General features: G+C 60.2%; 23 protein-coding genes. All 23 read right to left on the reverse strand.

Translation table 11 applies throughout. The features are described 5' to 3' along the window. Positions 1–29: 29 nt before the first annotated feature. The gene (locus tag AB4P96_RS13715; RefSeq protein ID WP_065931182.1) at positions 30–344 is read right to left on the reverse strand and encodes a DNA-binding transcriptional regulator; all 315 of its coding nucleotides are present in this window, start codon (positions 342–344) and stop codon (positions 30–32) included. Next, positions 334–684 (reverse strand): toxin, encoded by a 351-nt coding sequence (locus tag AB4P96_RS13720; RefSeq protein ID WP_395600876.1) that lies wholly within the window; start codon positions 682–684, stop codon positions 334–336. The genes AB4P96_RS13715 and AB4P96_RS13720 overlap by 11 nt, the downstream gene beginning before the upstream one ends. A 240-nt stretch (positions 685–924) precedes the next feature. After that, complete coding sequence (nuoN, locus tag AB4P96_RS13725; protein ID WP_017137523.1) at positions 925–2,388, reverse strand: NADH-quinone oxidoreductase subunit NuoN; 1,464 nt, start codon at positions 2,386–2,388, stop codon at positions 925–927. Positions 2,389–2,395: 7 nt separating this feature from the next. After that, on the reverse strand, positions 2,396–3,928 hold the full coding sequence (gene nuoM / locus AB4P96_RS13730; RefSeq protein ID WP_138814940.1) for an NADH-quinone oxidoreductase subunit M: 1,533 nt from the start codon (positions 3,926–3,928) through the stop codon (positions 2,396–2,398). Between the two features lie 49 nt (positions 3,929–3,977). Continuing rightward, on the reverse strand, positions 3,978–5,831 hold the full coding sequence (nuoL, locus tag AB4P96_RS13735; RefSeq protein ID WP_395600877.1) for an NADH-quinone oxidoreductase subunit L: 1,854 nt from the start codon (positions 5,829–5,831) through the stop codon (positions 3,978–3,980). Beyond that, entirely contained in the window at positions 5,828–6,136 is a 309-nt protein-coding gene (gene nuoK / locus AB4P96_RS13740) for an NADH-quinone oxidoreductase subunit NuoK (protein ID WP_017137520.1), read from the reverse strand. The genes nuoL and nuoK overlap by 4 nt, the downstream gene beginning before the upstream one ends. Positions 6,137–6,138: 2 nt before the next feature. Beyond that, positions 6,139–6,642 (reverse strand): NADH-quinone oxidoreductase subunit J, encoded by a 504-nt coding sequence (gene nuoJ / locus AB4P96_RS13745; RefSeq protein ID WP_017137519.1) that lies wholly within the window; start codon positions 6,640–6,642, stop codon positions 6,139–6,141. A 9-nt stretch (positions 6,643–6,651) separates the two neighbouring features. Then, complete coding sequence (nuoI, locus tag AB4P96_RS13750) at positions 6,652–7,200, reverse strand: NADH-quinone oxidoreductase subunit NuoI (protein ID WP_003174725.1); 549 nt, start codon at positions 7,198–7,200, stop codon at positions 6,652–6,654. Positions 7,201–7,211: 11 nt separating this feature from the next. Further along, positions 7,212–8,219 carry an NADH-quinone oxidoreductase subunit NuoH gene (nuoH, locus tag AB4P96_RS13755; protein WP_017137518.1) on the reverse strand — a complete coding sequence of 336 codons (1,008 nt, stop codon included), beginning with the start codon at positions 8,217–8,219 and terminating at the stop codon, positions 7,212–7,214. Continuing rightward, positions 8,216–10,930, reverse strand: a complete 2,715-nt coding sequence (gene nuoG, locus AB4P96_RS13760; RefSeq protein ID WP_017137517.1) for an NADH-quinone oxidoreductase subunit NuoG — start codon at positions 10,928–10,930, stop codon at positions 8,216–8,218. The genes nuoH and nuoG overlap by 4 nt, the downstream gene beginning before the upstream one ends. A 134-nt stretch (positions 10,931–11,064) precedes the next feature. Then, positions 11,065–12,420: an NADH-quinone oxidoreductase subunit NuoF gene (gene nuoF / locus AB4P96_RS13765; RefSeq protein ID WP_017137516.1), complete on the reverse strand. Its 1,356-nt coding sequence runs from the start codon at positions 12,418–12,420 to the stop codon at positions 11,065–11,067. Then, complete coding sequence (nuoE, locus tag AB4P96_RS13770) at positions 12,417–12,914, reverse strand: NADH-quinone oxidoreductase subunit NuoE (RefSeq protein WP_003174721.1); 498 nt, start codon at positions 12,912–12,914, stop codon at positions 12,417–12,419. The genes nuoF and nuoE overlap by 4 nt, the downstream gene beginning before the upstream one ends. Before the next feature lie 2 nt (positions 12,915–12,916). Beyond that, entirely contained in the window at positions 12,917–14,701 is a 1,785-nt protein-coding gene (gene nuoC / locus AB4P96_RS13775; RefSeq protein ID WP_017137515.1) for an NADH-quinone oxidoreductase subunit C/D, read from the reverse strand. A 72-nt stretch (positions 14,702–14,773) separates the two neighbouring features. Then, positions 14,774–15,448, reverse strand: coding sequence for an NADH-quinone oxidoreductase subunit B family protein (locus AB4P96_RS13780; protein WP_012724951.1), 675 nt, complete (start codon positions 15,446–15,448; stop codon positions 14,774–14,776). A gap of 10 nt (positions 15,449–15,458) precedes the next feature. Then, positions 15,459–15,872 carry an NADH-quinone oxidoreductase subunit A gene (locus AB4P96_RS13785; protein ID WP_003219575.1) on the reverse strand — a complete coding sequence of 138 codons (414 nt, stop codon included), beginning with the start codon at positions 15,870–15,872 and terminating at the stop codon, positions 15,459–15,461. A gap of 643 nt (positions 15,873–16,515) precedes the next feature. After that, positions 16,516–17,841: an isocitrate lyase gene (aceA, locus tag AB4P96_RS13790; RefSeq protein WP_003219577.1), complete on the reverse strand. Its 1,326-nt coding sequence runs from the start codon at positions 17,839–17,841 to the stop codon at positions 16,516–16,518. Between the two features lie 495 nt (positions 17,842–18,336). Next, complete coding sequence (locus AB4P96_RS13795) at positions 18,337–19,074, reverse strand: secretin N-terminal domain-containing protein (protein WP_395600878.1); 738 nt, start codon at positions 19,072–19,074, stop codon at positions 18,337–18,339. Between the two features lie 212 nt (positions 19,075–19,286). Next, positions 19,287–19,709 (reverse strand): GNAT family N-acetyltransferase, encoded by a 423-nt coding sequence (locus AB4P96_RS13800; protein ID WP_017137513.1) that lies wholly within the window; start codon positions 19,707–19,709, stop codon positions 19,287–19,289. After that, on the reverse strand, positions 19,702–20,868 hold the full coding sequence (locus tag AB4P96_RS13805; protein WP_017137512.1) for a cupin domain-containing protein: 1,167 nt from the start codon (positions 20,866–20,868) through the stop codon (positions 19,702–19,704). Before AB4P96_RS13805 ends, AB4P96_RS13800 begins: the two co-directional genes overlap by 8 nt. An 85-nt stretch (positions 20,869–20,953) precedes the next feature. Continuing rightward, on the reverse strand, positions 20,954–22,324 hold the full coding sequence (gene purB / locus AB4P96_RS13810; RefSeq protein ID WP_017137511.1) for an adenylosuccinate lyase: 1,371 nt from the start codon (positions 22,322–22,324) through the stop codon (positions 20,954–20,956). Positions 22,325–22,449: 125 nt separating this feature from the next. Further along, positions 22,450–23,073 carry a high frequency lysogenization protein HflD gene (gene hflD / locus AB4P96_RS13815; protein WP_017137510.1) on the reverse strand — a complete coding sequence of 208 codons (624 nt, stop codon included), beginning with the start codon at positions 23,071–23,073 and terminating at the stop codon, positions 22,450–22,452. Beyond that, positions 23,070–24,194, reverse strand: coding sequence for a tRNA 2-thiouridine(34) synthase MnmA (gene mnmA / locus AB4P96_RS13820; RefSeq protein WP_017137509.1), 1,125 nt, complete (start codon positions 24,192–24,194; stop codon positions 23,070–23,072). Before mnmA ends, hflD begins: the two co-directional genes overlap by 4 nt. Positions 24,195–24,253: 59 nt before the next feature. After that, positions 24,254–24,700, reverse strand: a complete 447-nt coding sequence (locus tag AB4P96_RS13825) for an NUDIX hydrolase (protein ID WP_395600879.1) — start codon at positions 24,698–24,700, stop codon at positions 24,254–24,256. Positions 24,701–24,724 lie beyond the last annotated feature (24 nt).

The raw sequence follows: 24,724 nt of genomic DNA on the forward strand, positions 1-24,724 counted from the left end.
AAGCCCCGAACCTGTCGGGGCTTTGTCCATCAACCCAAGGCCGCGAGCTGCGCCACGGTTTCCGGAAAGCGCGCCACCAGCCGAATCAAGGTGGTGGCCTGGGCGTTGGGCTTGGCCCGGCCTTGTTCCCAGTTTTCCAGGGTGCGCACGTTGGTACGCAGGTACATGGCGAACACCGAGCGCGAGAGGTTGAGCTGTTGGCGCACGGCCACCACTTCGTCGGCGCTCAGGGGGGCCAGGTTGTTGAGATGGACCTTGTGGGTCCGCAGGGTGACTTTGCCTTGGCGTTCTTCGGCCAGGGCGTCGAAGCCTTCGACCAGTTCGGAAAAGATTTCACGTTTCATGATGTGTTCTCGCTTTGATTTCCCTGTCCAGCATTTGTTTTAAGGCTTTCTTGTGATTGGGGGTAAGGTCATCCTGTTCGTGTTTGCCGTACAGGGTGAATAACCAGAACTGCGTGCCGCCCGACCACCAGTAGTAAATGACCCGCAAGCCTCCGCGTTTGCCTTTGTTGCGTCGCTCATCGACGAAACGGACCTTGCGCAACCCGCCGGTTCCCTCGATGACGTCGCCCGCTTGCGGATTCTTCATCAACTCCTGTTGAAAGCCTTGGAATAGCTCGTCACTCAGATAGTCCCTGCGATGCCGTTCAAAGGCCGGCAACTCGATAAATAGAGCATCCATGTTCTGTACGTAGCCTGCGTATAGTGTGGTGGCCCACGCGCCCGGGGTCAAGTGACCTGGCTGTGGGAACTTTCCTAAAACACAATCACCATACGGCTAGGTTCAGCGGCTAGATGCCAGACAAAGAAGTAGAGGAGGAAGGAAATTTCAGCGCACAGGGGAGGGCAAAAGAATTGAAAGTCCAGAAACGCAAAACGGCGCCCGAAGGCGCCGTTTCGTTTACTGCATTAATCTAAGCGATCAAACGCCCAGTACCGCGTGCTGCACCAGGGTGAGCAACGGTTGTGGGTACACGCCCAGGAAGAACGCGAGCAGGGCGATGGCCAGCAGCATCACGCCGCCTGCCTTCTGTTCCCAGTGCAACTCGGCATCCACACGGCGCAGGTTTGGCTCGATCAGGTACAGGGTGACCATCACGCGCAGGTAGTAGAACACGCCGATGGCGCTGCCCAGTACCAAGGATGCAACCAACCACCATTCGTGGGCTTCAACACCGGTAGCCACGATGTAGAACTTACCGATAAAGCCTGCGGTCAGCGGGATACCAGCCAGGGACAGCATCATCACGGTGAGCACGGCGGTCAGGTACGGACGGCGCCAGAACAGGCCGCGGTATTCGTACAGGGCGTCGGCGTCACGGCCTTTGAACGGCGAGGACATCAGCGTAATCACGCCGAATGCACCCAGGCTGGTGATCACGTAGGTAACCAGGTACACGCCCATGGCTTCCACGGCCAGGCCTTTGCTCGCCACCAGGGCGATCAGCAGGTAGCCGAAGTGCGCGATGGAGGAATAACCGAGCAGACGCTTGAGGTTGTTCTGGGTCAGGGCCAGCAGGTTACCGAACAGGATCGACGCAATGGCGATCACGGTCAGCACGGTGCTCAGCACGCCGGTGTTGGCCGCAGGCGAGATCTGGAACAGACGCACCATCACAGCAAACACGGCAACCTTGGACGCGGTGGCCAGGAACGCCGCCACTGGCGCCGGGGCGCCTTCGTACACGTCCGGGGTCCACAAGTGGAACGGCACCAGGGACAGCTTGAACGCCAGGCCGATCAGCATCATCGCCAGGCCCAGTTGGGCAATCGGTGCAGGCATGTTGGTGGCCGCCAGGGCGTGACCGATACCGGTGAAGCTCAGGTTGCCGGCCTCTGCGTAGAGCAGCGCCATACCGAACAACAGGAACGCGGAACCGGCCGCCGACAGCACCATGTACTTGATGCCGGCTTCCAGCGAGCGCTTGTTGAAGAACGCGTAGGCCACCAGGCCGTAAGTCGGGATCGACAGCAGTTCCAGGCCGATGAACAAGCCGGCCAGGTGCTGAGCGCTGACCAGCACGATGCCACCGGCCGCAGCCAGCAGAATCAGCAGGTACAGCTCTTCCTTGTTGCCGGGGTAGCCGGTGCCGCCTTCGCCGAGGTAGGCGTGGGCGAGGGTGACGCAGGCCAGGGTGGCAACGAGGATCAACGCGATGTACAGCAGCGCGAAGTCATCGACCATCATCAGCGGGGTCACGGCCAATGGCGCGACCTTGAGTGCCGGAATGATCGACAGCAGGGCCAGGTTAAGACCGGCACACGACAGCAGGAACGTTTGCGAGTGATTGCGGCGCCAGGCGATTGCCAGCATCACCGCCACAACGGTGAGGCTGGTAATCAGCAGCGGCGCAAGCGCGATAAAGTGTTGGATCGTGAATTCCATAGCGCTCTTACCGGGCCGAAGCGAGTTGAGAGAAGGCGGTGCCGATCCACTGCTGCACGCCATGCATCGTCGCGGCAGAAGTGTCCAGGAACGGTTGCGGGTACACACCGATGTAGATCAGCAGCACCGCAAGGCCGAGCACCATGATCAGTTCGCGAGCATCCATCCCTTGCAGGACGGTGTCGGACTTGGCCGGGCCGAAGTAGGCGCGGTGGATCATGATCAGCGAGTAGACCGAACCAAACACCAGGCCCGAGGTAGCAATGGCGCTGATCCACGGCGTGTGTACGAACGAACCCATCAGGATCAGGAACTCGCCGATGAAGTTACCGGTGCCCGGCAAGCCCAGGGATGCGGCGGCGAAGAACAGGCTGATGGCCGGCAGGTACGCGATGCGCGACCACACGCCACCCATTTCACGCATGTCACGGGTGTGCAGGCGCTCGTACAGCTGACCACTGAGGATAAACAGTGCCGCGGCCGAAACACCGTGGGCCAACATCTGGATCACCGCGCCTTGCAGCGCCAGTTGGCTGCCGGAGTAGATGCCGATCAGTACGAAACCCATGTGGGAAACGGACGAGAAGGCAATCAGACGCTTGATGTCGGTTTGCGCAAAAGCCAGGAACGCACCGTAGAAGATCCCGATCAGACCCAGGGTCATGGCGATCGGCGCGAACTCGGCCGAGGCATTCGGGAACAGTGGCAGGGCGAAACGCAGCAGGCCATAAGCAGCAGTCTTAAGCAGGATACCGGCGAGGTCGACGGAACCTGCGGTCGGTGCCTGGGCGTGAGCGTCAGGCAACCAGGAGTGGAACGGCACCACCGGCAGCTTCACCGCGAAGGCGATGAAGAAGCCCAGCATCAGGATGTACTCGGTGGTCAGCGACATCTTGGTTTTCAACAGGTCGGCGTAGTTGAAGGTAATCACGCCAGTGGTGTTGAAGTTGACCAGTACCAGACCCAGGATCGCCACCAACATGATCAGGCCGGAAGCCTGGGTGAAGATGAAGAACTTGGTCGCCGCGTAGATCCGGGTTTTCTTGCCGTCCGAAGAACTGTGACCCCAGAGCGCGATGAGGAAGTACATCGGCACCAGCATCATTTCCCAGAAGAAGAAGAACATGAACAGGTCCAGCGCCAGGAACACGCCGACAACGCCGCCCAAAATCCACATCAGGTTCAGGTGGAAGAAGCCCACGTGACGCTGAATTTCTTTCCAGGAGCAGAGTACCGAGAGGATACCCAGCAAGCCGGTCAGCAAAATCATCAACAGCGACAGGCCGTCGAGGGCCAGGTGCACGTTGATGCCGAAGCGCTGGATCCACACGTGCTTGAATTCAAGCGCGAAGGTTGGATCGACACCCGGTGCCGGAGCGAATGAATAGTCACCGTGCGCCCACAGCCAGAGGCCGAGCGCGAGTTCCAGGGACATGGTCAGCAACGCAATCCAGCGGGGCAGGGTGGCGCCGAAGCGTTCACCCATCCAGCAGAGCAGGCCGCCGATAAAGGGGATCAGGATTAGCCAGGGCAGAATCATGACAGGCTCGTTTCCTTTCGCAGGTTCGCAAAGTTCAAAAGGTTCATAGTCAGACCGCTACCACAACGATGGCGCCGATCACCAGCACGGCACCGATGGCCATGGAGGCTGCATACCAACGCAGTTGACCGGTCTCGCTGCGGCTCAGGGCGGTGTGACCGGCCTTGGCGGCTCGCGGGATCAAACCGATGGTCTGGTCGAGCGGGTCTTTGCGCAGAAGGTGGCTGATAGCAAGGTATGGCTTGACGAACAGTTTGTCGTAGATCCAGTCGAAGCCCCACGCAGCGAACCACCAGGCTGACAGGAAGCGACCAATGCCACTGTTGGCCACAGCCGTCACGAAGCGACGCTTGCCGAGGAACAGCAGCGCGGCCAGCAGGATACCGGCGATGGCGATGGCGCCCGAGGCGATTTCCAGGCTGTGCTTGGCGGCGCCACCGGCATGCCCGGCGCTTTCCGGCAGTACACCGGCCAGAGGCGGGGTGATCATGGCGCCGATGAAGGTCGACAGGATGATCAGCACCGACAGTGGCAACCAGTGGGAGATGCCGTGGCCTGCGTGCGCTTCGGTCTTGGCTTCACCGTGGAAGGTGATGAAGATCAGGCGGAAGGTGTACAGCGAGGTCATGAACGCACCGACCAGGCCTGCATACAGCAGGTTCTGGTTACCGCTGGCGAACGCTTCCCAGAGGATTTCGTCCTTGGAGTAGAAACCTGCGGTCACCAACGGCAGGGCGGCCAGGGCGGCACCCCCGACGATGAAGCTGGCGTAGGCCAATGGCAGTTTCTTCCACAGGCCGCCCATCTTGAAGATGTTCTGCTCGTGGTGGCAGGCAACGATCACTGCACCGGAGGCAAGGAACAGCAGGGCCTTGAAGAAGGCGTGGGTCATCAGGTGGAAAATCGCCGCGTCCCAGGCGCCAACGCCCAGGGCCAGGAACATGTAGCCAATCTGGCTCATGGTCGAGTAGGCGAGGATACGCTTGATGTCGGTCTGTACCAGCGCGGCAAAACCCGCCAGAACCAAGGTCACACCACCGACCAGTCCTACAAGATGCAGGATTTCCGGCGCCAGGGTGAACAGGCCGTGGGTACGCGCGATCAGGTAGACACCCGCAGTCACCATGGTTGCCGCGTGGATCAGCGCCGACACCGGCGTAGGACCGGCCATCGCGTCCGCCAGCCAGGTTTGCAGCGGCAGTTGTGCGGATTTACCCACAGCGCCGCCCAGCAGCATCAGGGTCGCCAGGGTGATCCAGAAGTCACCAACCTGGAATTTCTGCGGTGCCAGCACCAGCAGTTCCTGGATGTTCAGCGTGCCCATTTGTTGGAACAGGATGAACAGGCCGATGGCCATGAACACGTCGCCGATGCGGGTGACGATAAAGGCCTTGAGTGCCGCGTTACCGTTGTTGCGGTTGCTGTAGTAGAAACCGATCAACAGGTACGAGCACAGGCCCACGCCTTCCCAGCCGAAGTACAGGAACAACAGGTTATCGCCGAGTACCAGGAACAGCATGCTGGCGATAAACAGGTTGGTGTACGAGAAGAAGCGCGAGTAGCCGGCCTCACCACGCATGTACCAGGACGCGAACAGGTGGATCAGGAAGCCTACACCCACCACCACGCCGAGCATGGTGATCGACAGGCCGTCGACGTAGAGGGCGAAGTTGGGCTTGAAGCCGTCCACCGACATCCATTGCCACAGCACCAGGGTGTAGTGGCCGCCTTCCGGCGGCGCCACGTTGAATTGCCAGATGACGTAGGCGGCGACGATCGCCGACAAGCCAATGGAACCCACGCCGATCAAGGCAGAAAGGTTTTCCGACCAGCGTCCACGGGAGAACGACAGCAGCAGGAAACCGATCAGGGGAAATACGAAAGTCAGAAAGATCATGTTCATCCGCGCATCTCACTGGCAGCGTCGATATCAAGCGTGTGGAAGCGACGATACAGTTGCAGCAGGATCGCCAGGCCAATACTGGCCTCGGCGGCTGCCAGGCTGATCACCAGGATGAACATGACTTGCCCATCCGGCTGCGCCCATCGGCTACCTGCAACAACGAACGCCAGTGCGGCGGCGTTCATCATGATTTCCAGGCTCATCAACACGAACAGAATGTTACGGCGAACCATCAGGCCGACCAGGCCAAGGCAGAACAGGATGCCGGCGACCGCCAGACCATGCTCCAAAGGGATAGCAGGCATCGTCATTGCTCCTTGGCTTCGTTGCGGCCCAAGTGGAAGGCGGTGATGGCTGCCGCGAGCAGCAGCATCGAAGCCAGTTCGACCACCAGCAGGTACGGGCCGAACAGGCTGACGCCCACGGCTTTCGCGTCTACGGTGGTGTGGCCGATGGCCTGGCCGCTCTGGTGAGCGAACAGCACATACAGCAGTTCACCCAGCAGCAGGGCTGCCAGGATGACCGGGCCGAGCCAGATGCCGGGCTTGAGCCAGACGCGTTCCTGGGCGACCGAGGCCGGCCCCAGGTTGAGCATCATCACCACAAACACGAACAGCACCATGATGGCGCCGGCGTAGGCGATCACTTCCAGCACACCGGCGAACGGTGCGCCGAGGCTGAAAAAAGTCATGGCCACGGCGATCAACGAAATGATCAGGTAGAGCAGGGCGTGCACAGGATTGGTGTTGGTGATCACGCGAAGCGTGGACACCACTGCAATACCGGACGCGAAATAGAAAGCGAATTCCATCTTTCTTCCTTAAGGCAGCAAGCTCTTCACGTTGATCGGCTCGGCTTCGTTTTGTGCGGCGCCCTTCGGCTTACCGGCAACGGCCATACCTGCAACACGATAGAAGTTGTAATCAGGGTTTTTACCGGGACCAGAGATCAGCAGATCTTCTTTCTCGTACACCAGGTCCTGACGTTTGAACTCGGCCATCTCGAAATCCGGTGTCAGCTGGATGGCGGTGGTCGGGCAAGCTTCCTCGCAGAGGCCACAGAAAATGCAGCGCGAGAAGTTGATGCGGAAGAAGTCCGGGTACCAGCGACCGTCTTCGGTTTCAGCTTTCTGCAGGGAGATGCAACCCACCGGGCACGCCACGGCGCACAGGTTGCAGGCTACACAACGCTCTTCGCCATCGGGGTCGCGGGTCAGTACGATGCGGCCGCGATAGCGCGGCGGCAGGTACACCGCTTCTTCCGGGTATTGCAGGGTGTCGCGTTTGCGAAAGCCGTGACCGAACACCATCACCAGGCTTCGCAACTGGGTACCGGTACCCTTAACGATGTCGCCAATATATTTGAACATGGGTCAAATCCTCACTGAACCGCGCCGGCTGGCGTGTTCAACAACACAACGGCAGCCGTCACCAGCAAATTGATCAGGGTCAGCGGCAGGCAGAAGCGCCAGCTGAAATCCATCACCTGGTCGTATCGTGGACGCGGAATGGAAGCGCGCAGCAGGATAAACAACATGATGAAGAACGCGGTCTTCAGGAAGAACCAGAAGAACGCCAACTGCGGCAGGATGCCGAACGGACCGTGCCAGCCGCCGAAGAACAGCGTGACCAGCAGGGCCGAGATCAAGATGATGCCGATGTACTCGCCAACGAAGAACATGCCCCATTTCATGCCGGCGTATTCAATGTGGTAACCGTCAGCCAGTTCCTGTTCCGCTTCCGGCTGGTCGAACGGGTGACGGTGAGTCACGGCGACGCCAGCGATGAAGAAGGTGCAGAAGCCAAAGAACTGCGGAATGATGAACCACAGGTTCTGCGCCTGGTACTCGACGATGTCGCGCATGTTGAACGAGCCGACCTGCACCACGATGCCCATCAGCGCCAGGCCCATGAACACTTCGTAGGACACGGTCTGGGCCGAAGCCCGCAAGCTGCCCAACAGGGCGAACTTGTTGTTGCTCGACCAACCGGCGAACAGCACCGCATAGACCGACAAACCGGCCATGGCGAAGAAGAACAGCAAACCGATGTTCAGGTCCGCCACGCCCCAGGTCGGGGTGATCGGGATGATCGCGAAGGCGATCAGCAAGGCGCTCATGGCCACGACCGGTGCCAGGGTGAAGATCACCTTGTCGGCAAACGGCGGGGTCCAGTCTTCCTTGAAGAACATTTTCAGCATGTCGGCGGCGATCTGGAACATACCGAACGGGCCTACGCGGTTCGGACCGTAACGGTCCTGCCACCAGCCCAGCAAGCGACGTTCGACGAAGCTGAGCAGGGCGCCCGCAACGACCACGGCCAACAGGATCACGATGGCCTTGACGACCGAGATGATCACGTCGATCACTTCAGGGGTGAACCAGGTCATTGCGCTGCCTCCTGCAGACCGTCAACGGTTTGGCCAAAGATCGCAGGCGGAATACCGGCGAGGCCTTTCGGCAGTGCAACCAGGCCAGCACCCAACTCATCATTGATACGCAGCGGCAGACGCAGGGTCTGGCCAGCCACGTTCAGGCTGAGCAGGGCACCGTCGTTGACGCCCAGGCGGTCGGCTTCGGACTTGGCCACGGACACGTAGGCTTCAGGAATGCGACTTTGCACCGGCGCAGCTTTGGAAGAGGTCTCTTCGCTGCCGAACAGGTGGAAGAACGGCACAACCTGCCAGGTGCCCTGGGCCGGGTTGAATGGTCGCGGCACCGCAGCGAACCAGTTCAGCGAGTCACCGGTGCTTTCGATCAGGCGGGTGCCTGGGTCGCCAGCGCGGATGTGACCACCGACTTCGTCCTGGAACTTGTTCCAGGCTTGCGGCGAGTTCCAGCCCGGCGACCAGGCAAATGGCACCTGCTGACGTGGCTCGACCGAGCCCGAGTAACCTTCCATGGAGAAGGCAAACGCGGTATCCGGGTCTTGCGGGGTACGCGGCTCGTGCACGCTGATGTCGGCGCGCATGGCCGTACGGCCGGAGTAACGCAGCGGTTCACGGGCGAGTTTCATGCCCTTGATGCGGAACGAGGCGGACGGAGCCGCGTCGACGATACGTGCCAATTGCGGCGCGCTTGCGGCGGCAGCAGCGGTCACGTGGTCGAGCTGGGTCCAGTCGATCGGCTGGTTCAGCAAGGTCGCACGCAGGGCATGCAACCAGCGCCAGCCTTCGTGAACCAGGATGCTGGCGTCCATGTACTTCGGATCGAACACCTGGAAGAAGCGCTGGGCGCGGCCTTCCTGGCTGACCAGGGTACCGTCGCCTTCGGCGAAGGTGGCAGCTGGCAGTACCAGGTCGGCACGCTCGCTGGTGGCGGTCTTCTGGTGGTCGGCCACGATCAGTACTTTGGCGGCGTCCAGTGCAGCGTCAACCTTCGCGGCATCGGTGCGGGTGTACAGGTCGTTTTCCAGTACCACGATGGCGTCGGCGTTGCCGTCGGTCACCGCTTGCAGGGCCGCGTCCAGGGACTCGCCACCGAGCATCGCCAGGCCGAGGCTGTTGGCTTCCGGCACGACCAGGCTGATGGAACCGTTCTTGTCGCGCAGCTTCAAGGCCTTCGCGATATTCGCAGCAGCCTCAATCAGTGCCTTGGAACCCAACGAGGTGCCGGCAATGATCAATGGGCGCTTGGCCGCGAGCAGGGCGTCGGCGATGCGCTGGGCCAGTTCAGCGGCTTCAGCGTCCAGGCCTTCGACGGCAGGCGCGCTGGCGTCGAGGGCGTGGGCTACGGCGAAACCGATGCGGGCCAGGTCGTCCGGCGCTGCGTGAACGCATTCTTCGGCGATGTCGTCGAGCTTGGTTTCAGCCAGGCTTGCGATAAACAGCGGGTTCAGCGCGTGCTGGCCGATGTTTTTCACCGCGGCGTCGAGCCAAGGCTGTACGCGCATGGCGTCGGCCATGTCTTCGGCCTTGCCTTTGACCGACTGACGCAGCGACAGCGCAATACGCGCGGCAGTCTGGGTCAGGTCTTCGCCGAGGACGAAGATCGCATCGTGGTCTTCGATGTCGCGCATGTTCGGGACTGGCAGCGGGCTGTCGTTCAGCACTTGCAGGACCAGGCGGATGCGCTCCAACTCACCGGCTTCGATACCGGAGTAGAAGTGCTCGGCACCCACCAGCTCGCGCAACGCGTAGTTGCTTTCGAGGCTGGCACGCGGGGAACCGATACCGACGATGTTGCGGCCGCGCAGCAGGTCGGCGGCTTTATCCAGCGCGTCGTCCAGGCTCAGCTTGGCGCCACCGGCCAACAGCGGCTGGCGTGGGCGGTCTTCGCGGTTGACGTAGCCATAGCCGAAACGGCCACGGTCGCACAGGAAGTACTGGTTGACCGAACCGTTAAAGCGGTTTTCGATGCGACGCAGTTCGCCGTAGCGCTCGCCCGGGGAGATGTTGCAACCGCTGGAGCAGCCATGGCAGATGCTCGGCGAGAACTGCATGTCCCACTTACGGTTGTAGCGCTCGGAGTGAGTCTTGTCGGTGAACACACCGGTCGGGCAGACCTCGGTGAGGTTGCCGGAGAACTCGCTTTCGAGCACGCCGTCTTCAACGCGACCGAAGTACACGTTGTCGTGGGCGCCGAAGACGCCCAGGTCGGTGCCGCCGGCGTAGTCTTTATAGAAACGCACGCAACGGTAGCAGGCAATGCAGCGGTTCATTTCGTGGGAAATGAACGGGCCGAGGTCCTGGTTCTGGTGGGTGCGCTTGGTGAAGCGATAACGGCGCTCGTTGTGGCCGGTCATCACCGTCATGTCTTGCAGGTGGCAGTGACCGCCTTCCTCACAGACCGGGCAGTCATGCGGGTGGTTGGTCATCAGCCATTCGACGACACTGGCGCGGAACGCCTTGGATTCTTCATCTTCGATGGAGATCCAGGTGTTGTCGGTGGCTGGGGTCATGCAGGACATGACGATACGACCACGGGTGTCGTTCTCGTCGGTGTACTGCTTGACCGCGCACTGGCGACAGGCACCAACGCTACCAAGCGCGGGGTGCCAGCAGAAATACGGGATGTCGAGGCCTAGTGAGAGACATGCCTGTAACAGGTTGTCTGCCCCATCGACTTCGAGCGCTTTGCCGTCTACGTGGATAGTGGCCATGGTTCAAAGTTCTTCGTTGGCCCGTTGTCAGCGGGCGTGGCTAATGGAATCTTGTTATTCATGGGCATCAACACAGCCTTTACGGCGTCAGCCCATGAGAAGACGAAGGGCACGGACCCTTCGCCTTTAAAGCGTTACGCGCCGACTACGATCGGCCTTGCCAGAGGCGGGACGGCGGCGCTGACAGGCGCGATGCCGGCTTCGAACTCCGAGCGGAAGTATTTGATTGCGCTGCCCAATGGCTCCACGGCGCCCGGTGCGTGAGCACAGAAGGTCTTGCCTGGGCCGAGGAACCCGACCAGACCCAGCAGGGTCTCGATGTCGCCTGGCTGGCCTTCACCGTTCTCGATCGCCATCAAGAGCTTGACGCTCCATGGCAAGCCGTCACGGCACGGGGTGCAGAAGCCGCACGATTCACGGGCAAAGAACTGCTCCATGTTGCGCAGCAACGAAACCATGTTCACGGTGTTGTCCACCGCCATCGCCAGGCCAGTGCCCATACGGGTGCCGACCTTGCCGATGCCGCCGGCATACATTTGTGCGTCGAGGTGCTCGGGGAGCAGGAAGCCGGTACCGGCGCCGCCTGGCTGCCAGGCTTTCAAGGTGTAGCCGTCGCGCATGCCGCCGGCGTAGTCCTCGAACAGCTCGCGTGCGGTGACGCCGAACGGCAGCTCCCACAGGCCAGGGTTCTTGACCTTGCCGGAGAAGCCCATGAGCTTGGTGCCCATGTCTTCGCTGCCTTCGCGGGCCAACGATTTGTACCAGTCGACGCCGTCGGCGATGATCGCCGGCACGTTGCACAGGGTTTCAACGTTGTTCACGCAGGTAGGCTTGCCCCACACGCCCACGGCGGCAGGGAAGGGCGGCTTGGAGCGCGGGTTGGCGCGGCGACCTTCGAGGGAGTTGATCAGTGCGGTTTCTTCACCGCAGATGTAACGCCCGGCGCCGGTGTGCACAAACAGCTCGAAGTCAAAACCCGAGCCGAGGATGTTCTTGCCCAACAGGCCTGCGGCCTTGGCTTCTTCCACGGCACGGTTGAGGTGCTTGGCGGCGGTGGTGTATTCGCCACGCAGGAAGATATAGCCCCGGTAGGTTTTCAGCGCGCGGGCGCTGATCAGCATGCCTTCGATCAGCAGATGGGGCAGTTGCTCCATCAGCATGCGGTCTTTCCAGGTGTTCGGCTCCATCTCGTCCGCGTTGCACAGCAGGTAACGGATGTTGATGGATTCGTCTTTGGGCATCAGGCCCCACTTAACACCGGTGGGGAAGCCTGCACCGCCGCGGCCTTTAAGGCCGGCGTCTTTCACGGTCTGGACGATATCGTCCTGGGCCATGTCGGCGAAGGCTTTGCGCGCCGCCGCGTAACCGTTCTTGGCCTGGTACTCGTCGAGCCATACCGGCTCGCCGTCGTCACGCAGGCGCCAGGTCAGCGGGTGGGTTTCAGGCGAACGCTTGATCAGGTTGGCCGGGCCGAAAGATGTAAGGGTCATGGGTAGCCCTCGAGCAATTGGGTCACGCCAGCAGGCTGCACGTCACCGAATGTGTCGTCGTCGATCATCAACGCCGGCGCCTTGTCGCAGTTGCCCAGGCAGCACACCGGCAGCAGCGTGAAGCGGCCGTCCGGAGTGGTTTGGCCGAGGCCAATGCCCAGCTTGTTCTGGATTTCGCTGACCACTGATTCATGGCCACCGATGTAGCAGACCATGCTGTCGCACACGCGAATGATGTGGCGGCCGACCGGCTGGCGGAAGATCTGGCTGTAGAACGTGGCCACACCTTCAACGTCGCTGGCGGGGATGCCGAGGATCTCGCCGATGGCGTAGAGGGCGCCGTCCGGCACCCAGCCACGTTCCTTCTGGACGATCTTCAAGGCTTCGATAGACGCCGCGCGCGGGTCTTCGTAATGATGCAGCTCGTGCTCGATGGCCGAGCGCTCGGTTTCACTCAAGGTGAAACGGTCTGTCTGGATAAGCGTGCTGTTCATGCTTAGCGGTCCACGTCGGCCATAACGAAATCGATACTACCCAGGTACGCAATCAAGTCCGCGACCATCTCGCCTTTGATCACCGAAGGGATCTGCTGCAAGTGGGCAAAGCTTGGGGTACGAATCCGGGTGCGGTAGCTCATGGTGCCGCCATCGCTCGTCAGGTAATAACTGTTGATACCCTTGGTCGCTTCGATCATCTGGAAGGATTCGTTGGCCGGCATCACCGGGCCCCACGAAACTTGCAGGAAGTGCGTGATCAGGGTTTCGATGTGCTGCAGCGTGCGCTCTTTCGGCGGCGGTGTGGTCAGCGGGTGATCCGCCTTGTACGGGCCAGCCGGCATGTTGCGCATGCACTGCTCGATGATCTTCAGGCTCTGGCGCATTTCTTCAACGCGCACGATGCACCGGTCGTAGGCATCGCCATTGGCGGCCAGCGGCACTTCGAACTCGAAGTTCTCGTAGCCCGAGTACGGCCGTGCTTTACGCAGGTCGAAGTCGCAGCCGGTCGAACGCAGGCCGGCACCGGTGACGCCCCATTCCAGGGCTTCTTTGGTGTTGTACTGCGCGACGCCGATGGTACGACCCTTGAGGATGCTGTTGTCCAGCGCAGCCTTTTGGTACTCGTCCAGACGCTTGGGCATCCAGTCGATGAACTCCTTGACCAGGCGCTCCCAGCCGTTCGGCAGGTCGTGCGCCACACCGCCAATGCGGTACCAGGCCGGGTGCAGGCGGAAACCGGTAATGGCTTCGATAACCTTGTAGGCGCGCTGACGGTCGGTGAAGGTGAAGAACACCGGGGTCATGGCGCCAACGTCCTGGATATAGGTACCCAGGAACAGCAGGTGGCTGGTGATGCGGAAGAACTCGGCCATCATGATGCGGATGGTGTCGACGCGGTCCGGCACTTTGATACCGGCCAGCTTCTCGACCGACAGCACGTACGGCAGGTTGTTCATCACGCCGCCGAGGTAGTCGATACGGTCGGTGTACGGGATGAAGCTGTGCCAGGACTGGCGCTCGGCCATCTTCTCGGCACCACGGTGGTGGTAGCCGATGTCCGGCACACAGTCGACGATTTCTTCGCCGTCCAGTTGCAGGATGATACGGAAGGCACCGTGAGCCGAAGGGTGGTTCGGGCCCAGGTTGAGGAACATGTAGTCCTCGTTGGTGCCGGAGCGTTTCATGCCCCAGTCTTCCGGACGGAAGCGTGCAGCTTCTTCTTCAAGCTGCTGCTTGGCGAGGTTGAGGCTGAACGGGTCGAATTCGGTTGCGCGGGCAGGGAAGTCCTTGCGCAGCGGGTGACCTTCCCAGGTCGGCGGCATCATGATGCGCGTCAGGTGCGGGTGGCCCGGGAAGTCGATACCGAACATGTCCCAAACTTCGCGCTCGTACCAGCTGGCATTCGGCCAGATACCGGTGACGGTCGGGATGCTCAAGTCGCTTTCGGACAGCGCGACCTTGATCATCACGTCGCTGTTACGTTCCAGCGACATCAAGTGGTAGAACACGGTGAAATCGGCACCGCTCGGCAAACCTTGACGCTTGGTGCGCAGACGCTCGTCCACGCCATGCAGGTCATAAAGCATGACGTACGGCTTGGGCAGGTTGCGCAGGAAGCTCAGGACTTCGACGAGCTTGGCGCGCGCCACCCACAGCACCGGCATACCGGTGCGTGTGGCCTGGGCGGTGAAGGCGTCAGGGCCAAAACGGTTATTGAGTTCGACAACCACATCCTGGTCGTCTGCCTTGTAAGGCGGGATGTACAGAGCACTGCCTGTAGTCATGGTTTTTTATCGCTTTCGGTCAACGTAAAGAATGAAGCCAGGTTTTCGTTCTATAAAAGAAGCGGGGCTGGATCAGACTTCGTCGGGGCTGCGCAGGTTGGTGACTGCGATTCGCTGTTCGCGGCGCTGTTCCTTTTGTGACGGCATCTCGGCGCGATAAACGCCTTGATCACCGACCACCCAGGAAAGCGGACGACGCTCCTTGCCAATCGACTCCTGCAACAGCATCAAGCCTTGCAGAAAAGCTTCAGGGCGGGGCGGGCAGCCAGGCACGTAGACGTCCACGGGCAGGAACTTGTCCACCCCTTGAACGACGGAGTAGATGTCGTACATGCCACCGGAGTTGGCGCACGAACCCATGGAGATAACCCACTTCGGTTCGAGCATTTGCTCGTAGAGACGCTGAATGATCGGCGCCATTTTAATAAAGCAGGTGCCAGCGATAACCATGAAATCCGCCTGGCGCGGTGATGCCCGGATAACTTCGGCGCCAAAGCGCGCGATGTCGTGGGGCGCCGTGAAGGCGGTGGTCATTTCCACGTAGCAGCACGAAAGGCCGAAGTTGTACGGCCACAGGGAGTTTTTACGCCCCCAGTTGACCGCGCCACTCAGCACGTCTTCGAGTTTGCCCATGTAGATGTTTTTGTGGACTTGATCTTCTAACGGATCGGAGACGGTTTCCCGTTCGCCGATAGGGTACTGATCGTTAGGAGCATCCGGGTCGATCCTGGTGAGATTGTATTGCATCGCCAAAGCCTCATTGTTTCAGCTTCGCTTGCCGCTTACGACGAGCTTCCGGAGCCCAGTCAAGGGCGCCCACTCGGAATAGGTAGACAAGGCCTGCCAACAGAATTGCTATGAAAACGAGGGCTTCGACGAATCCGGTCCAGCCGCTTTCGCGGACGGACACAGACCAGGCAAAGAGAAAGAGGGCTTCGATATCGAAGATCACGAACAGCATCGCGACCAGATAGAATTTGGCTGAGAGCCGCAAGCGGGCGCCACCTGTAGGCAGCATGCCGGACTCGAACGGTTCATTTTTGCTGCGGCCCCAGGCTTTTGACCCGAGGAGGCTGGAGACGCCGAGCATGAAGGCACAAAGGCCGACAACACCGAGGAGGAAAATGGCAAAGCCCCAGTTGTGGGCCATGAGTCCTGTCGCTTCGGTCATGCTGGAAATCCTTAACAGAGAGCAAAGGTCTCTGAGCTCGAAAAAGTAACGATGCAGTGACGATATGTCGCACTGCAATCAATCGCGGTGATTTTATGGCTAAACACCGGGCAAGTAAAATTCCTATAGCGAAATTATTCGATGGAATAAGCACATAGTGCACCTTCTTGGGGCTGTAGCCCTTGTGGGGCGGGGATTAGCGGGCATTTAATCAAATGTGTTTTGTTTAAGCGGTAAAGAAGTTTTCATCGGCTAAATGATAATGAATATTGTTTGCGCAGGATTTAAGCGAATGTTTCTCGTGTGGCGCGGGAAGTTGTTGTTACTTGCGTGATTGCTGCTAGTTGCTGGAGGGGATCTTTTAACCGATTTGATTCAGGCAAATAGCGCCCTGGGTCAATGTTTTGCGCAAAACCTTCAGGGTCGACACGGTCGATGTGGGAGCTGGCTTGCCTGCGATGGCGGTGGAACAGTTGAAAAATCTGTCACTGACCCACCGCCATCGCAGGCAAGCCAGCTCCCACAGGTGATGTGTGGTGTTTTCAAGCGGGCAAAAAAAACGCCCCGAACCAGTCGGGGCGTCAGATCAAGCGGCAGTGCGGTTAGGTCTTCCGTGGGGCCGCACTGGCCGTTTACTCGCGACTTAGTGGAACTGCTCTTCTTCGGTCGAGCCGGTCAGCGCGGTCACGGACGAGGTGCCGCCCTGGATCACGGTGGTCATGTCGTCGAAGTAGCCGGTGCCCACTTCCTGCTGGTGCGCCACAAAGGTGTAACCCTTGGCGGCGTCAGCGAACTCTTGCTCCTGCAGTTTCACGTAGGCGGTCATGTCGTTACGGGCATAGTCGTGCGCCAGGTTGAACATGCTGTGCCACATGTTGTGAATGCCAGCCAGGGTGATGAACTGGTGCTTGTAGCCCATGGCCGACAGTTCGCGCTGGAACTTGGCGATGGTCGCGTCGTCCAGGTTCTTCTTCCAGTTGAAAGAAGGCGAGCAGTTGTAGGACAGCAGTTGGTCCGGGTATTCCTTCTTGATCGCTTCGGCGAAACGACGCGCTTCGTCCAGGTCCGGCTTGGCGGTTTCGCACCAGATCAGGTCGGCGTAAGGCGCGTAGGCCAGGCCACGGGCGATCGCCTGGTCGAGACCGGCGCGCACTTTATAGAAGCCTTCCTGGGTGCGTTCGCCGGTTACGAACGGCTGGTCGTACGGGTCGCAGTCGGAGGTCAGCAAGTCTGCCGCGTTGGCGTCGGTACGCGCCAGGATGATGGTCGGCGTGCCAGCAACGTCAGCGGCCAAGCGTGCTGCGGTCAGCTTTTGTACGGCTTCCTGGGTTGGAACCAGTACCTTGCCGCCCATGTGGCCGCATTTTTTCACCGACGCCAGTTGGTCTTCGAAGTGCACGCCGGCAGCGCCTGCCTCGATCATGCTCTTCATCAGTTCGTAGGCGTTGAGTACGCCGCCGAAACCCGCTTCGGCGTCAGCCACGATGGGTGCGAAGTAGTCGATGTAGCCTTCGTCGCCCGGACCTTTACCGGCTTTCCACTGGATCTGGTCGGCGCGGCGGAACGAGTTGTTGATGCGCTTGACCACGGTCGGCACGGAGTCCACCGGGTACAACGATTGGTCGGGGTACATGGATTCAGCGGAGTTGTTGTCCGCTGCCACTTGCCAGCCGGACAGGTAGATCGCCTGGATACCGGCTTTTACCTGTTGAACTGCCTGGCCGCCAGTGAGGGCGCCCATGCAGTTGACGAAATCTTTTTCGGGGCGGAAGGACGGCTTGGCACCCTGGGTGACCAGCTTCCACAGCTTCTCGGCGCCGAGTTTTGCAAAGGTGTGCTCAGGTTGAACCGAGCCACGCAGGCGGACGACGTCAGCAGCGGAATAAGCGCGGGTTACGCCTTTCCAGCGTGGGTTTTCAGCCCAATCTTTTTCAAGGGCTGCAATTTGCTGTTCGCGTGTCAGTGCCATGGGGAAAAACCTCGTCGCGTCTTGTTTGGAAAAACATCCGTTTTGCCAGCCGTGCATTCAATGCGTGGGCAGGGCTGCTCGCTGACCAGAAGCTTAGGCGGTCAAGTCGGGTTTGGCGGGGAAGGCGACGGGATAAACGCAGTGCGAGAGGGCGAGTTGAGCAGGTAAGGGCAAACTGCGAACAGTCTTCGGGCATCGTGGGCCTTGGTACGATCCATCAGTGTGTAGCCGGGTTACCTGGTTAGCTTCCGTCCCTCGGGACAACTTCGTTCCAGTCGCAACCAACGTCAAACACACCTTGTGGGCGGTACAGACACGAATCGGCTCAGGTGGGTAGCTTAGAGCGGCGATCCGAAGGCCCTTGCCAGGGCCTCTGATTAGCGGGAGCGAGGCCATCATGCACAGGCTTTTTTGGCTCGTCAAATGTTTTGTAGTGCTATTTTTCAGGCACTACATCTTTAGTCTAATGCGACTCGCCAGTCAGTTTTTGGTGCTTTAGTTCAGGGTGTCGACCTTGACCCGCAAAGTCAGGTCATCACGGCCCTGGGTAGAGTAGCTGCGGGTTGTAGAGGATTTATCGGCCTGGGTCTCGCGATTGATACCCGCCAGCGGGATCCATTCGCCCAGGCGGCCACTGACCGTTGTGTCGGTACTTTGAATATTCACTACATCGGGACGTTCCTGGCTCATGCGGTCACGGTTGGTACTGATAGCCAGGTGTACGGTCTCGCCAGTGACACTGGCAGTCACGTAAAAGCCCTGGGTGACGTTGCGGTACTGGGTCTGGTTCTGCGGGCGGCCGTAGGCGTCAGGCTGCGTGGTGGTCAGTGGCACGCTCTGGCCGACCTGAATCAGTGCGGGCACGCCTTCACTGGCCTGGATCTGCTGGATGCCGCGGTCGCGGCTGGCAGTGCCGTAGCTGATGATGCGGGTTTGGCTGTCACCGCTGTTCTGCTGGTTGTTTTCGTTGCTGTCGACGGTGATCAACAGGCGCTTGGCGGGTGTGTCCAGTTGCGTGAGCAGGGCGCGCAGGTCCTGGATCTTGCCGGGGTCCGCTTTAACAATAAGCTGGTTGCCATAGGCGCTGACGGTGCCGTCCTTGCCGATAAAGTTCTGCGCGACGGGCAGCAGGTCGGCGCTGGTGCGGTTGCTCAGATTGACGACTTCGGTGTCGGCCATGGCGCAGGCGCTGGCAGTGAGGAGCAGGGCGGTGAGCAGGGTGCGTAGGGACATGTCCGTTATCTCTGCGAGTCAATTAGGCTTGATAGTGCCAGTTTGTCGGCCTGGCGGGTCGCAAGTTGAATCGTAGACGGCAAAATGCCCTGGCAGGCAGGGCATTTTGGGTGTTGCTGATGGCGCTATCGCAGGCAAGCCAGCTCCCACATTTGGAATGCATTCCCCTGTGGGAGCTGGCTTGCCTGCGATAAGGGCGACTCGATCTCGAATCAGCCCTCGCGCACCATATCAACGTGCGGAATCCCGACTTCAAGGAATTCGTCACTGACGATCTTGAAACCCAGCCGCTCATAAAACGGCGCCGCATACACCTGCGCACTCAGGAACTGCCTGGTCTGGCCACGTTTTTCGGCCTCGCCGATCACCGTTTCCATCAGCTTGTCGCCGACCTTCAGTCCGCGCCAGTCCTTGAGTACCGACACGCGACCAATCTCGCCGCTGGGCAGCAGGCGAGCGGTGCCAATCGGAAAATCGCCTTCGAATGCAAGAAAATGCATTGCGTCGGCGTCATCCGCATCCCATTCCAACTCTGGTGGAACCGATTGTTCAGCGATAAACACCGCCTCACGAATGCGCCGAATCTCAGCGATATCCTTTTGCCAGTCCGCGACACTTACGTGAATCTTATTCATCGGCAAATCCCAGGCTTCCTTGCTTGACCAGTTCGCACAGCAGGTCACGACCGTCTTCGTCGGCCAGCCAGGTGCCGAGGTTTTCGCTGTGCAGGGCGTCGGCCGAGCAGACCAGTTTCAACAGTTCGCGCAGTTTGCCTGGCAGATAACGGCTCTGGCCGCTGGCAAACAGCAGTACGTCATCGTCCACTTCCGACCACGCCATGCGCGCGCTCGGGTTGCGCACCAGAATCGCGCCGTTTTCCAGGCTGCTGATAAAGTCTTCTTCGCCCAATTCTTCACCGGCGACCAGTTCCGGGTAGCGCGGCTCGGTCATGAACTGGCCGAACCAGGTCAGCAGCATGCGCTCGTCGCTCATGTGCTCGGCCAACAGACCTTTGAGGCGGTCGAGTGCATCCGCCTGAATCTGGTGTGGGTCGCTGACCGGTTGGGCGTCGGCGTCGGTATAGCGCTCTTCGTCGGTCAGGTACTGGCTGAGGAAGTCAGTGAAGTGGGTCAGCACTTCGGCGGCGCTCGGTGCGCGGAAGCCCACCGAATAGGTCATGCAGTCATCTTCGGCGATGCCGAAGTGCGCCAGGCGCGGCGGCAGGTAAAGCATGTCGCCCGGTTCCAGCACCCATTCTTCGCTCTGTTCGAATTCTGCGAGGATGCGCAGGTCGGCGTGTTGCAGCAGCGGGCTTTCGGAATTGCACATCTGGCCGATTTTCCAGTTGCGCTTGCCTTGGGCCTGCAGCAGGAACACGTCGTAGTTGTCGAAGTGCGGGCCAACACTGCCGCCGGGTGCGGCGAAGCTGATCATCACATCGTCGATGCGCCAGCTGGGCAAAAAGCGGAAGTGCCCGAGCAATTCGGCAACTTCGGGTACGAACTGGTCGACTGCCTGCACCAGCAGGGTCCACTCACGCTCTGGCAATGTGCTGAACGCATCTTCGGCGAACGGCCCGCGGCGCAGTTCCCATGGGCGCTCGCCGTGTTCGATTACCAGGCGCGATTCAACTTCTTCTTCCAGGGCCAGGCCGGCCAGTTCGTCGGCGTCGATCGGGCTTTCGAAATCAGGGATGGCCTGACGGATCAGCAGCGGTTTTTTCTGCCAGTAGTCGCGCAGGAATTCGCGTGCCGTGATGCCGCCCAGAAGTTGAAGAGGAATATCAGGATTCATGTGTAACCTATTGAAAAAAAGCACTTTTAAGACAGGAATAAAAACGCCCGGCGCGGCCGGGCGTCTCAAGAGGGCTTGCGCTAAATCAGATGCGCTTGGCTTGGGCCACCGCATTGCCGATGTAGTTGGCCGGGGTGAGCAATTTCAGCTCGGCCTTGGCGGCGGCTGGCATGTCCAGGCCGTCGATGAAAGTTTGCAGCGCCTCAGGGCTGATGCCCTTGCCGCGCGTCAACTCTTTCAGCTTCTCGTACGGGTTTTCGATGTTGTAGCGGCGCATTACGGTCTGGATCGGCTCGGCCAATACTTCCCAGCACGCATCCAGGTCAGCGGCGATCTTCTGCGCGTTGAGCTCAAGCTTGCTGATGCCTTTGAGGCTGGCTTCGTAGGCGATCACGCTGTGGGCAAAGCCCACGCCGAGGTTACGCAGTACGGTGGAGTCGGTCAGGTCGCGCTGCCAGCGCGAGATCGGCAACTTGCTGGCCAAGTGCTGGAACAGGGCGTTGGCGATGCCGAGGTTGCCTTCGGAGTTTTCGAAGTCGATCGGGTTGACCTTGTGCGGCATGGTCGACGAACCGATCTCGCCGGCGATGGTGCGCTGCTTGAAGTAGCCCAGGGAGATGTAGCCCCAGATATCGCGATCGAAGTCGATCAGGATGGTGTTGAAGCGCGCAATGGCGTCGAACAGTTCGGCGATGTAGTCGTGCGGTTCGATCTGCGTGGTGTAGGGGTTGAAGCCCAGGCCCAGCTCGTCTTCGATGAAGGCGCGGGCATTTTCTTCCCAGTCGATTTCCGGGTAGGCCGACAGGTGTGCGTTGTAGTTGCCCACGGCGCCGTTGATCTTGCCCAGCAGCGGCACGGCGGCGACTTGAGCGATCTGGCGCTCCAGGCGATACACCACGTTGGCCAGTTCTTTGCCCAAAGTGGTCGGCGAAGCTGGTTGGCCGTGGGTGCGCGACAGCATCGGCACGTCGGCGAAACGGATGGCCAGTTCGCGGATGGCGTCAGCGGTCTGGCGCATCAGCGGCAGCATCACGTCATCACGGCCTTCGCGCAGCATCAGGGCGTGGGACAGGTTGTTGATGTCCTCGCTGGTGCAGGCAAAGTGGATGAACTCGCTGACCTGGGCCAGTTCCGGCAGCTTGGCCGCTTGCTCTTTGAGCAGGTATTCGATGGCTTTAACGTCGTGGTTGGTGGTGCGCTCGATCTCTTTCACACGCTCGGCGTGCTCCAGGGAGAAGTTTTCCGCCAGGGTGTTCAATACAGCGTTGGCTTCGGCGGAAAACGCCGGCACTTCGCTGATGGCAGGGTGAGCGGCCAGGCGCTGGAGCCAGCGCACTTCAACCAGAACACGAGCACGGATCAGACCGTATTCGCTGAAAATAGGGCGCAGGGCCTGGGTTTTGCCGGCGTAGCGGCCGTCAACAGGGGAAACCGCAGTGAGCGAAGAGAGCTGCATGGGGTGTTCTCGGACAGTCGGGCAACGAAATGGGGCGCGTATCATACATGAAAAAATCCGCCGGTCCGTCGCCAACTGACCGGCGTATTACGCGTGAGGCTATAAAAAAAACGGGTCGCTGCGACTTATTCGTTGCGCATCAACGGGTAAAGCTCTTTGAGCAATTTGCGTCGGCTGATCACCAACTGCCAGCGATGACCGCCCAACTGGCGCCACAACCGCGCCGAACGAATGCCGGCCAGAAGCAGGGCGCGGATTTTCGAGGCGTTGTTCGGTTGTTGCAGGTTGCGCATGTCGCCGTGCACCTGGATGCGTTGGCGCAAAGTGCTCAACGTGTCCTGGTACAGCGCGCCACAGGCGGCAATCACGTTTTCGTGGGCCGGGCCGAAGTGCTCCACCTGGGACTGAATCTGCGGCAGGCGTTTGCCGATGGTTTCGAGCAGGTCGTCACGTTTGGCCAGTTGCCGTTCAAGGCCGAGCATCGACAGCGCATAGCGCAACGGCTCACGTTGCAAGGTGCTTGGGTCGCGCTCCAGGGCGCCGATCAGCGCGCGGTAGCCTTCGCGTAGCGCCAGATCATCACCGCCGTAGACTTCCAGTGTGTCCTTGGGGTCGCGAATCAGCAGGCTGCCGAGCATGCAGGTCAGGCCTGCCTCGGTCACCTGGCCGGTCTTGGCAATCTTGTCGACCAGCACCGCGGCGAGGAAAACTCCGCCGAGCGCCGTCAATTGCTCCTGGGTCGGGCTCATGCCGGGTTGCTCCAGGCTTCGGCGACTTCAATCACGCCGCCACCCAGGCAGATTTCACCGTCATAGAACACCACCGATTGGCCGGGCGTGACCGCGCGTTGCGGGTCATCGAACGTGGCGCGGTAGCCGCTGGCGGTTTTTTCCAGGGTGCAGGGCTGGTCGCTTTGGCGATAGCGCACTTTGGCGGTCAGGCGGCGTGGCGTGCTCAGGTCGATCGGGTTGACCCAATAGATTTCCGAGGCCAGCAGCGCGCCCGAGAACAGTAGCGGGTGCTCGTTGCCCTGGCCGACGACCAGCACGTTGTTTTCCAGGTCCTTGACCAGCACGTACCAGGGTTCTTCACCGGCGTCTTTAAGGCCGCCGATGCCCAGCCCCTGACGCTGGCCAATGGTGTGGTACATCAAGCCATGGTGACGGCCGATCACTTCACCGTCGGTGGTTTTGATCTCGCCAGGTTGTGCCGGCAGGTATTGCTTGAGGAAGTCGCTGAAGCGGCGCTCGCCGATAAAGCAGATCCCGGTGGAATCCTTCTTCTTGGCGGTAGCCAGGCCGTGTTTTTCGGCGATCTTGCGCACTTCGGGTTTTTCCAGCTCGCCGACCGGGAACAGGGTCTTGGCGATCTGTTCACCGCCCACGGCGTGCAGGAAGTAGCTCTGGTCCTTGTTCGGGTCCAGGCCTTTGAGCAGTTCGGTACGGCCATCGATATCGCGACGGCGCACGTAATGGCCAGTGGCAATCAGGTCGGCGCCGAGGATCATGGCGTAGTCGAGGAACGCCTTGAACTTGATTTCGCGGTTACACAGGATGTCCGGGTTCGGCGTACGGCCGGCCTTGTATTCGGCCAGGAAGTGCTCGAACACATTGTCCCAGTACTCGGCGGCGAAATTGGCGGTGTGCAGCTTGATGCCGATCTTGTCGCACACGGCCTGGGCGTCGGCCAGGTCGTCCATGGCGGTGCAATATTCCGTTCCATCGTCTTCTTCCCAGTTCTTCATGAACAGGCCTTCCACCTCATAACCCTGCTCCATGAGCAGAACGGCGGAAACGGAAGAATCCACGCCGCCGGACATGCCGACGATGACGCGCTTCTTTTGTGTGTCAGAAGGGGCTGGATCACGCATAGGGTTTCAACGGGTGTCTTGAAAAAGGACGCGATTCTAACAGGCTCACGCCCGCAAGGCTAAAGAGAAGGGCGGATCAATTCGAGGCTATGGCGCTGGCCGGCCAGATAATCATCGATACAGCGGATGATCAGCTCACTGCGCCAGTCGTCGCGCAGGGCCATCAGCTCCTCACGGGTCAGCCAGCGGGCGCGGACGATGCCTTCATCGAGCTGGTAGTCGGGGTGATGTTTCAAGGCCTTGGCGGTAAAACACACGCGCTGATAAGTCACGCCATTGCTGGGAGCGGTGTACAGGTAGATGCCGACAATGCCGGTGGCCTCGACGTCCCAGCCGGTTTCTTCGAGGGTTTCACGCACGGCAGCTTCGATGAGGGTTTCATGCGGGTCCAGATGGCCGGCCGGCTGGTTGAGCACGGCGCGGCCGCCCTTGAGTTCCTCGACCATCAGGAAGCGGCCGTTGTCTTCGACGATAGTGGCGACGGTGATGTGGGGTTGCCAGGTCATAGGTGCCTCAATGTGTAGTGACTG

Source organism: Pseudomonas sp. B19125, assembly GCF_044218855.1.
GTDB classification, from domain to species: domain Bacteria; phylum Pseudomonadota; class Gammaproteobacteria; order Pseudomonadales; family Pseudomonadaceae; genus Aquipseudomonas; species Aquipseudomonas edaphica.

Bases quoted from the DNA above. Each gene is read 5' to 3' on its own strand.
- AB4P96_RS13715 (WP_065931182.1), bottom strand. From the start codon at position 344: ATGAAACGTGAAATCTTTTCCGAACTGGTCGAAGGCTTCGACGCCCTG.
- AB4P96_RS13720 (WP_395600876.1), bottom strand. From the start codon at position 684: ATGGATGCTCTATTTATCGAGTTGCCGGCCTTTGAACGGCATCGCAGG.
- nuoN (WP_017137523.1), bottom strand. From the start codon at position 2,388: ATGGAATTCACGATCCAACACTTTATCGCGCTTGCGCCGCTGCTGATT.
- nuoM (WP_138814940.1), bottom strand. From the start codon at position 3,928: ATGATTCTGCCCTGGCTAATCCTGATCCCCTTTATCGGCGGCCTGCTC.
- nuoL (WP_395600877.1), bottom strand. From the start codon at position 5,831: ATGAACATGATCTTTCTGACTTTCGTATTTCCCCTGATCGGTTTCCTG.
- nuoK (WP_017137520.1), bottom strand. From the start codon at position 6,136: ATGCCTGCTATCCCTTTGGAGCATGGTCTGGCGGTCGCCGGCATCCTG.
- nuoJ (WP_017137519.1), bottom strand. From the start codon at position 6,642: ATGGAATTCGCTTTCTATTTCGCGTCCGGTATTGCAGTGGTGTCCACG.
- nuoI (WP_003174725.1), bottom strand. From the start codon at position 7,200: ATGTTCAAATATATTGGCGACATCGTTAAGGGTACCGGTACCCAGTTG.
- nuoH (WP_017137518.1), bottom strand. From the start codon at position 8,219: ATGACCTGGTTCACCCCTGAAGTGATCGACGTGATCATCTCGGTCGTC.
- nuoG (WP_017137517.1), bottom strand. From the start codon at position 10,930: ATGGCCACTATCCACGTAGACGGCAAAGCGCTCGAAGTCGATGGGGCA.
- nuoF (WP_017137516.1), bottom strand. From the start codon at position 12,420: ATGACCCTTACATCTTTCGGCCCGGCCAACCTGATCAAGCGTTCGCCT.
- nuoE (WP_003174721.1), bottom strand. From the start codon at position 12,914: ATGAACAGCACGCTTATCCAGACAGACCGTTTCACCTTGAGTGAAACC.
- nuoC (WP_017137515.1), bottom strand. From the start codon at position 14,701: ATGACTACAGGCAGTGCTCTGTACATCCCGCCTTACAAGGCAGACGAC.
- AB4P96_RS13780 (WP_012724951.1), bottom strand. From the start codon at position 15,448: ATGCAATACAATCTCACCAGGATCGACCCGGATGCTCCTAACGATCAG.
- AB4P96_RS13785 (WP_003219575.1), bottom strand. From the start codon at position 15,872: ATGACCGAAGCGACAGGACTCATGGCCCACAACTGGGGCTTTGCCATT.
- aceA (WP_003219577.1), bottom strand. From the start codon at position 17,841: ATGGCACTGACACGCGAACAGCAAATTGCAGCCCTTGAAAAAGATTGG.
- AB4P96_RS13795 (WP_395600878.1), bottom strand. From the start codon at position 19,074: ATGTCCCTACGCACCCTGCTCACCGCCCTGCTCCTCACTGCCAGCGCC.
- AB4P96_RS13800 (WP_017137513.1), bottom strand. From the start codon at position 19,709: ATGAATAAGATTCACGTAAGTGTCGCGGACTGGCAAAAGGATATCGCT.
- AB4P96_RS13805 (WP_017137512.1), bottom strand. From the start codon at position 20,868: ATGAATCCTGATATTCCTCTTCAACTTCTGGGCGGCATCACGGCACGC.
- purB (WP_017137511.1), bottom strand. From the start codon at position 22,324: ATGCAGCTCTCTTCGCTCACTGCGGTTTCCCCTGTTGACGGCCGCTAC.
- hflD (WP_017137510.1), bottom strand. From the start codon at position 23,073: ATGAGCCCGACCCAGGAGCAATTGACGGCGCTCGGCGGAGTTTTCCTC.
- mnmA (WP_017137509.1), bottom strand. From the start codon at position 24,194: ATGCGTGATCCAGCCCCTTCTGACACACAAAAGAAGCGCGTCATCGTC.
- AB4P96_RS13825 (WP_395600879.1), bottom strand. From the start codon at position 24,700: ATGACCTGGCAACCCCACATCACCGTCGCCACTATCGTCGAAGACAAC.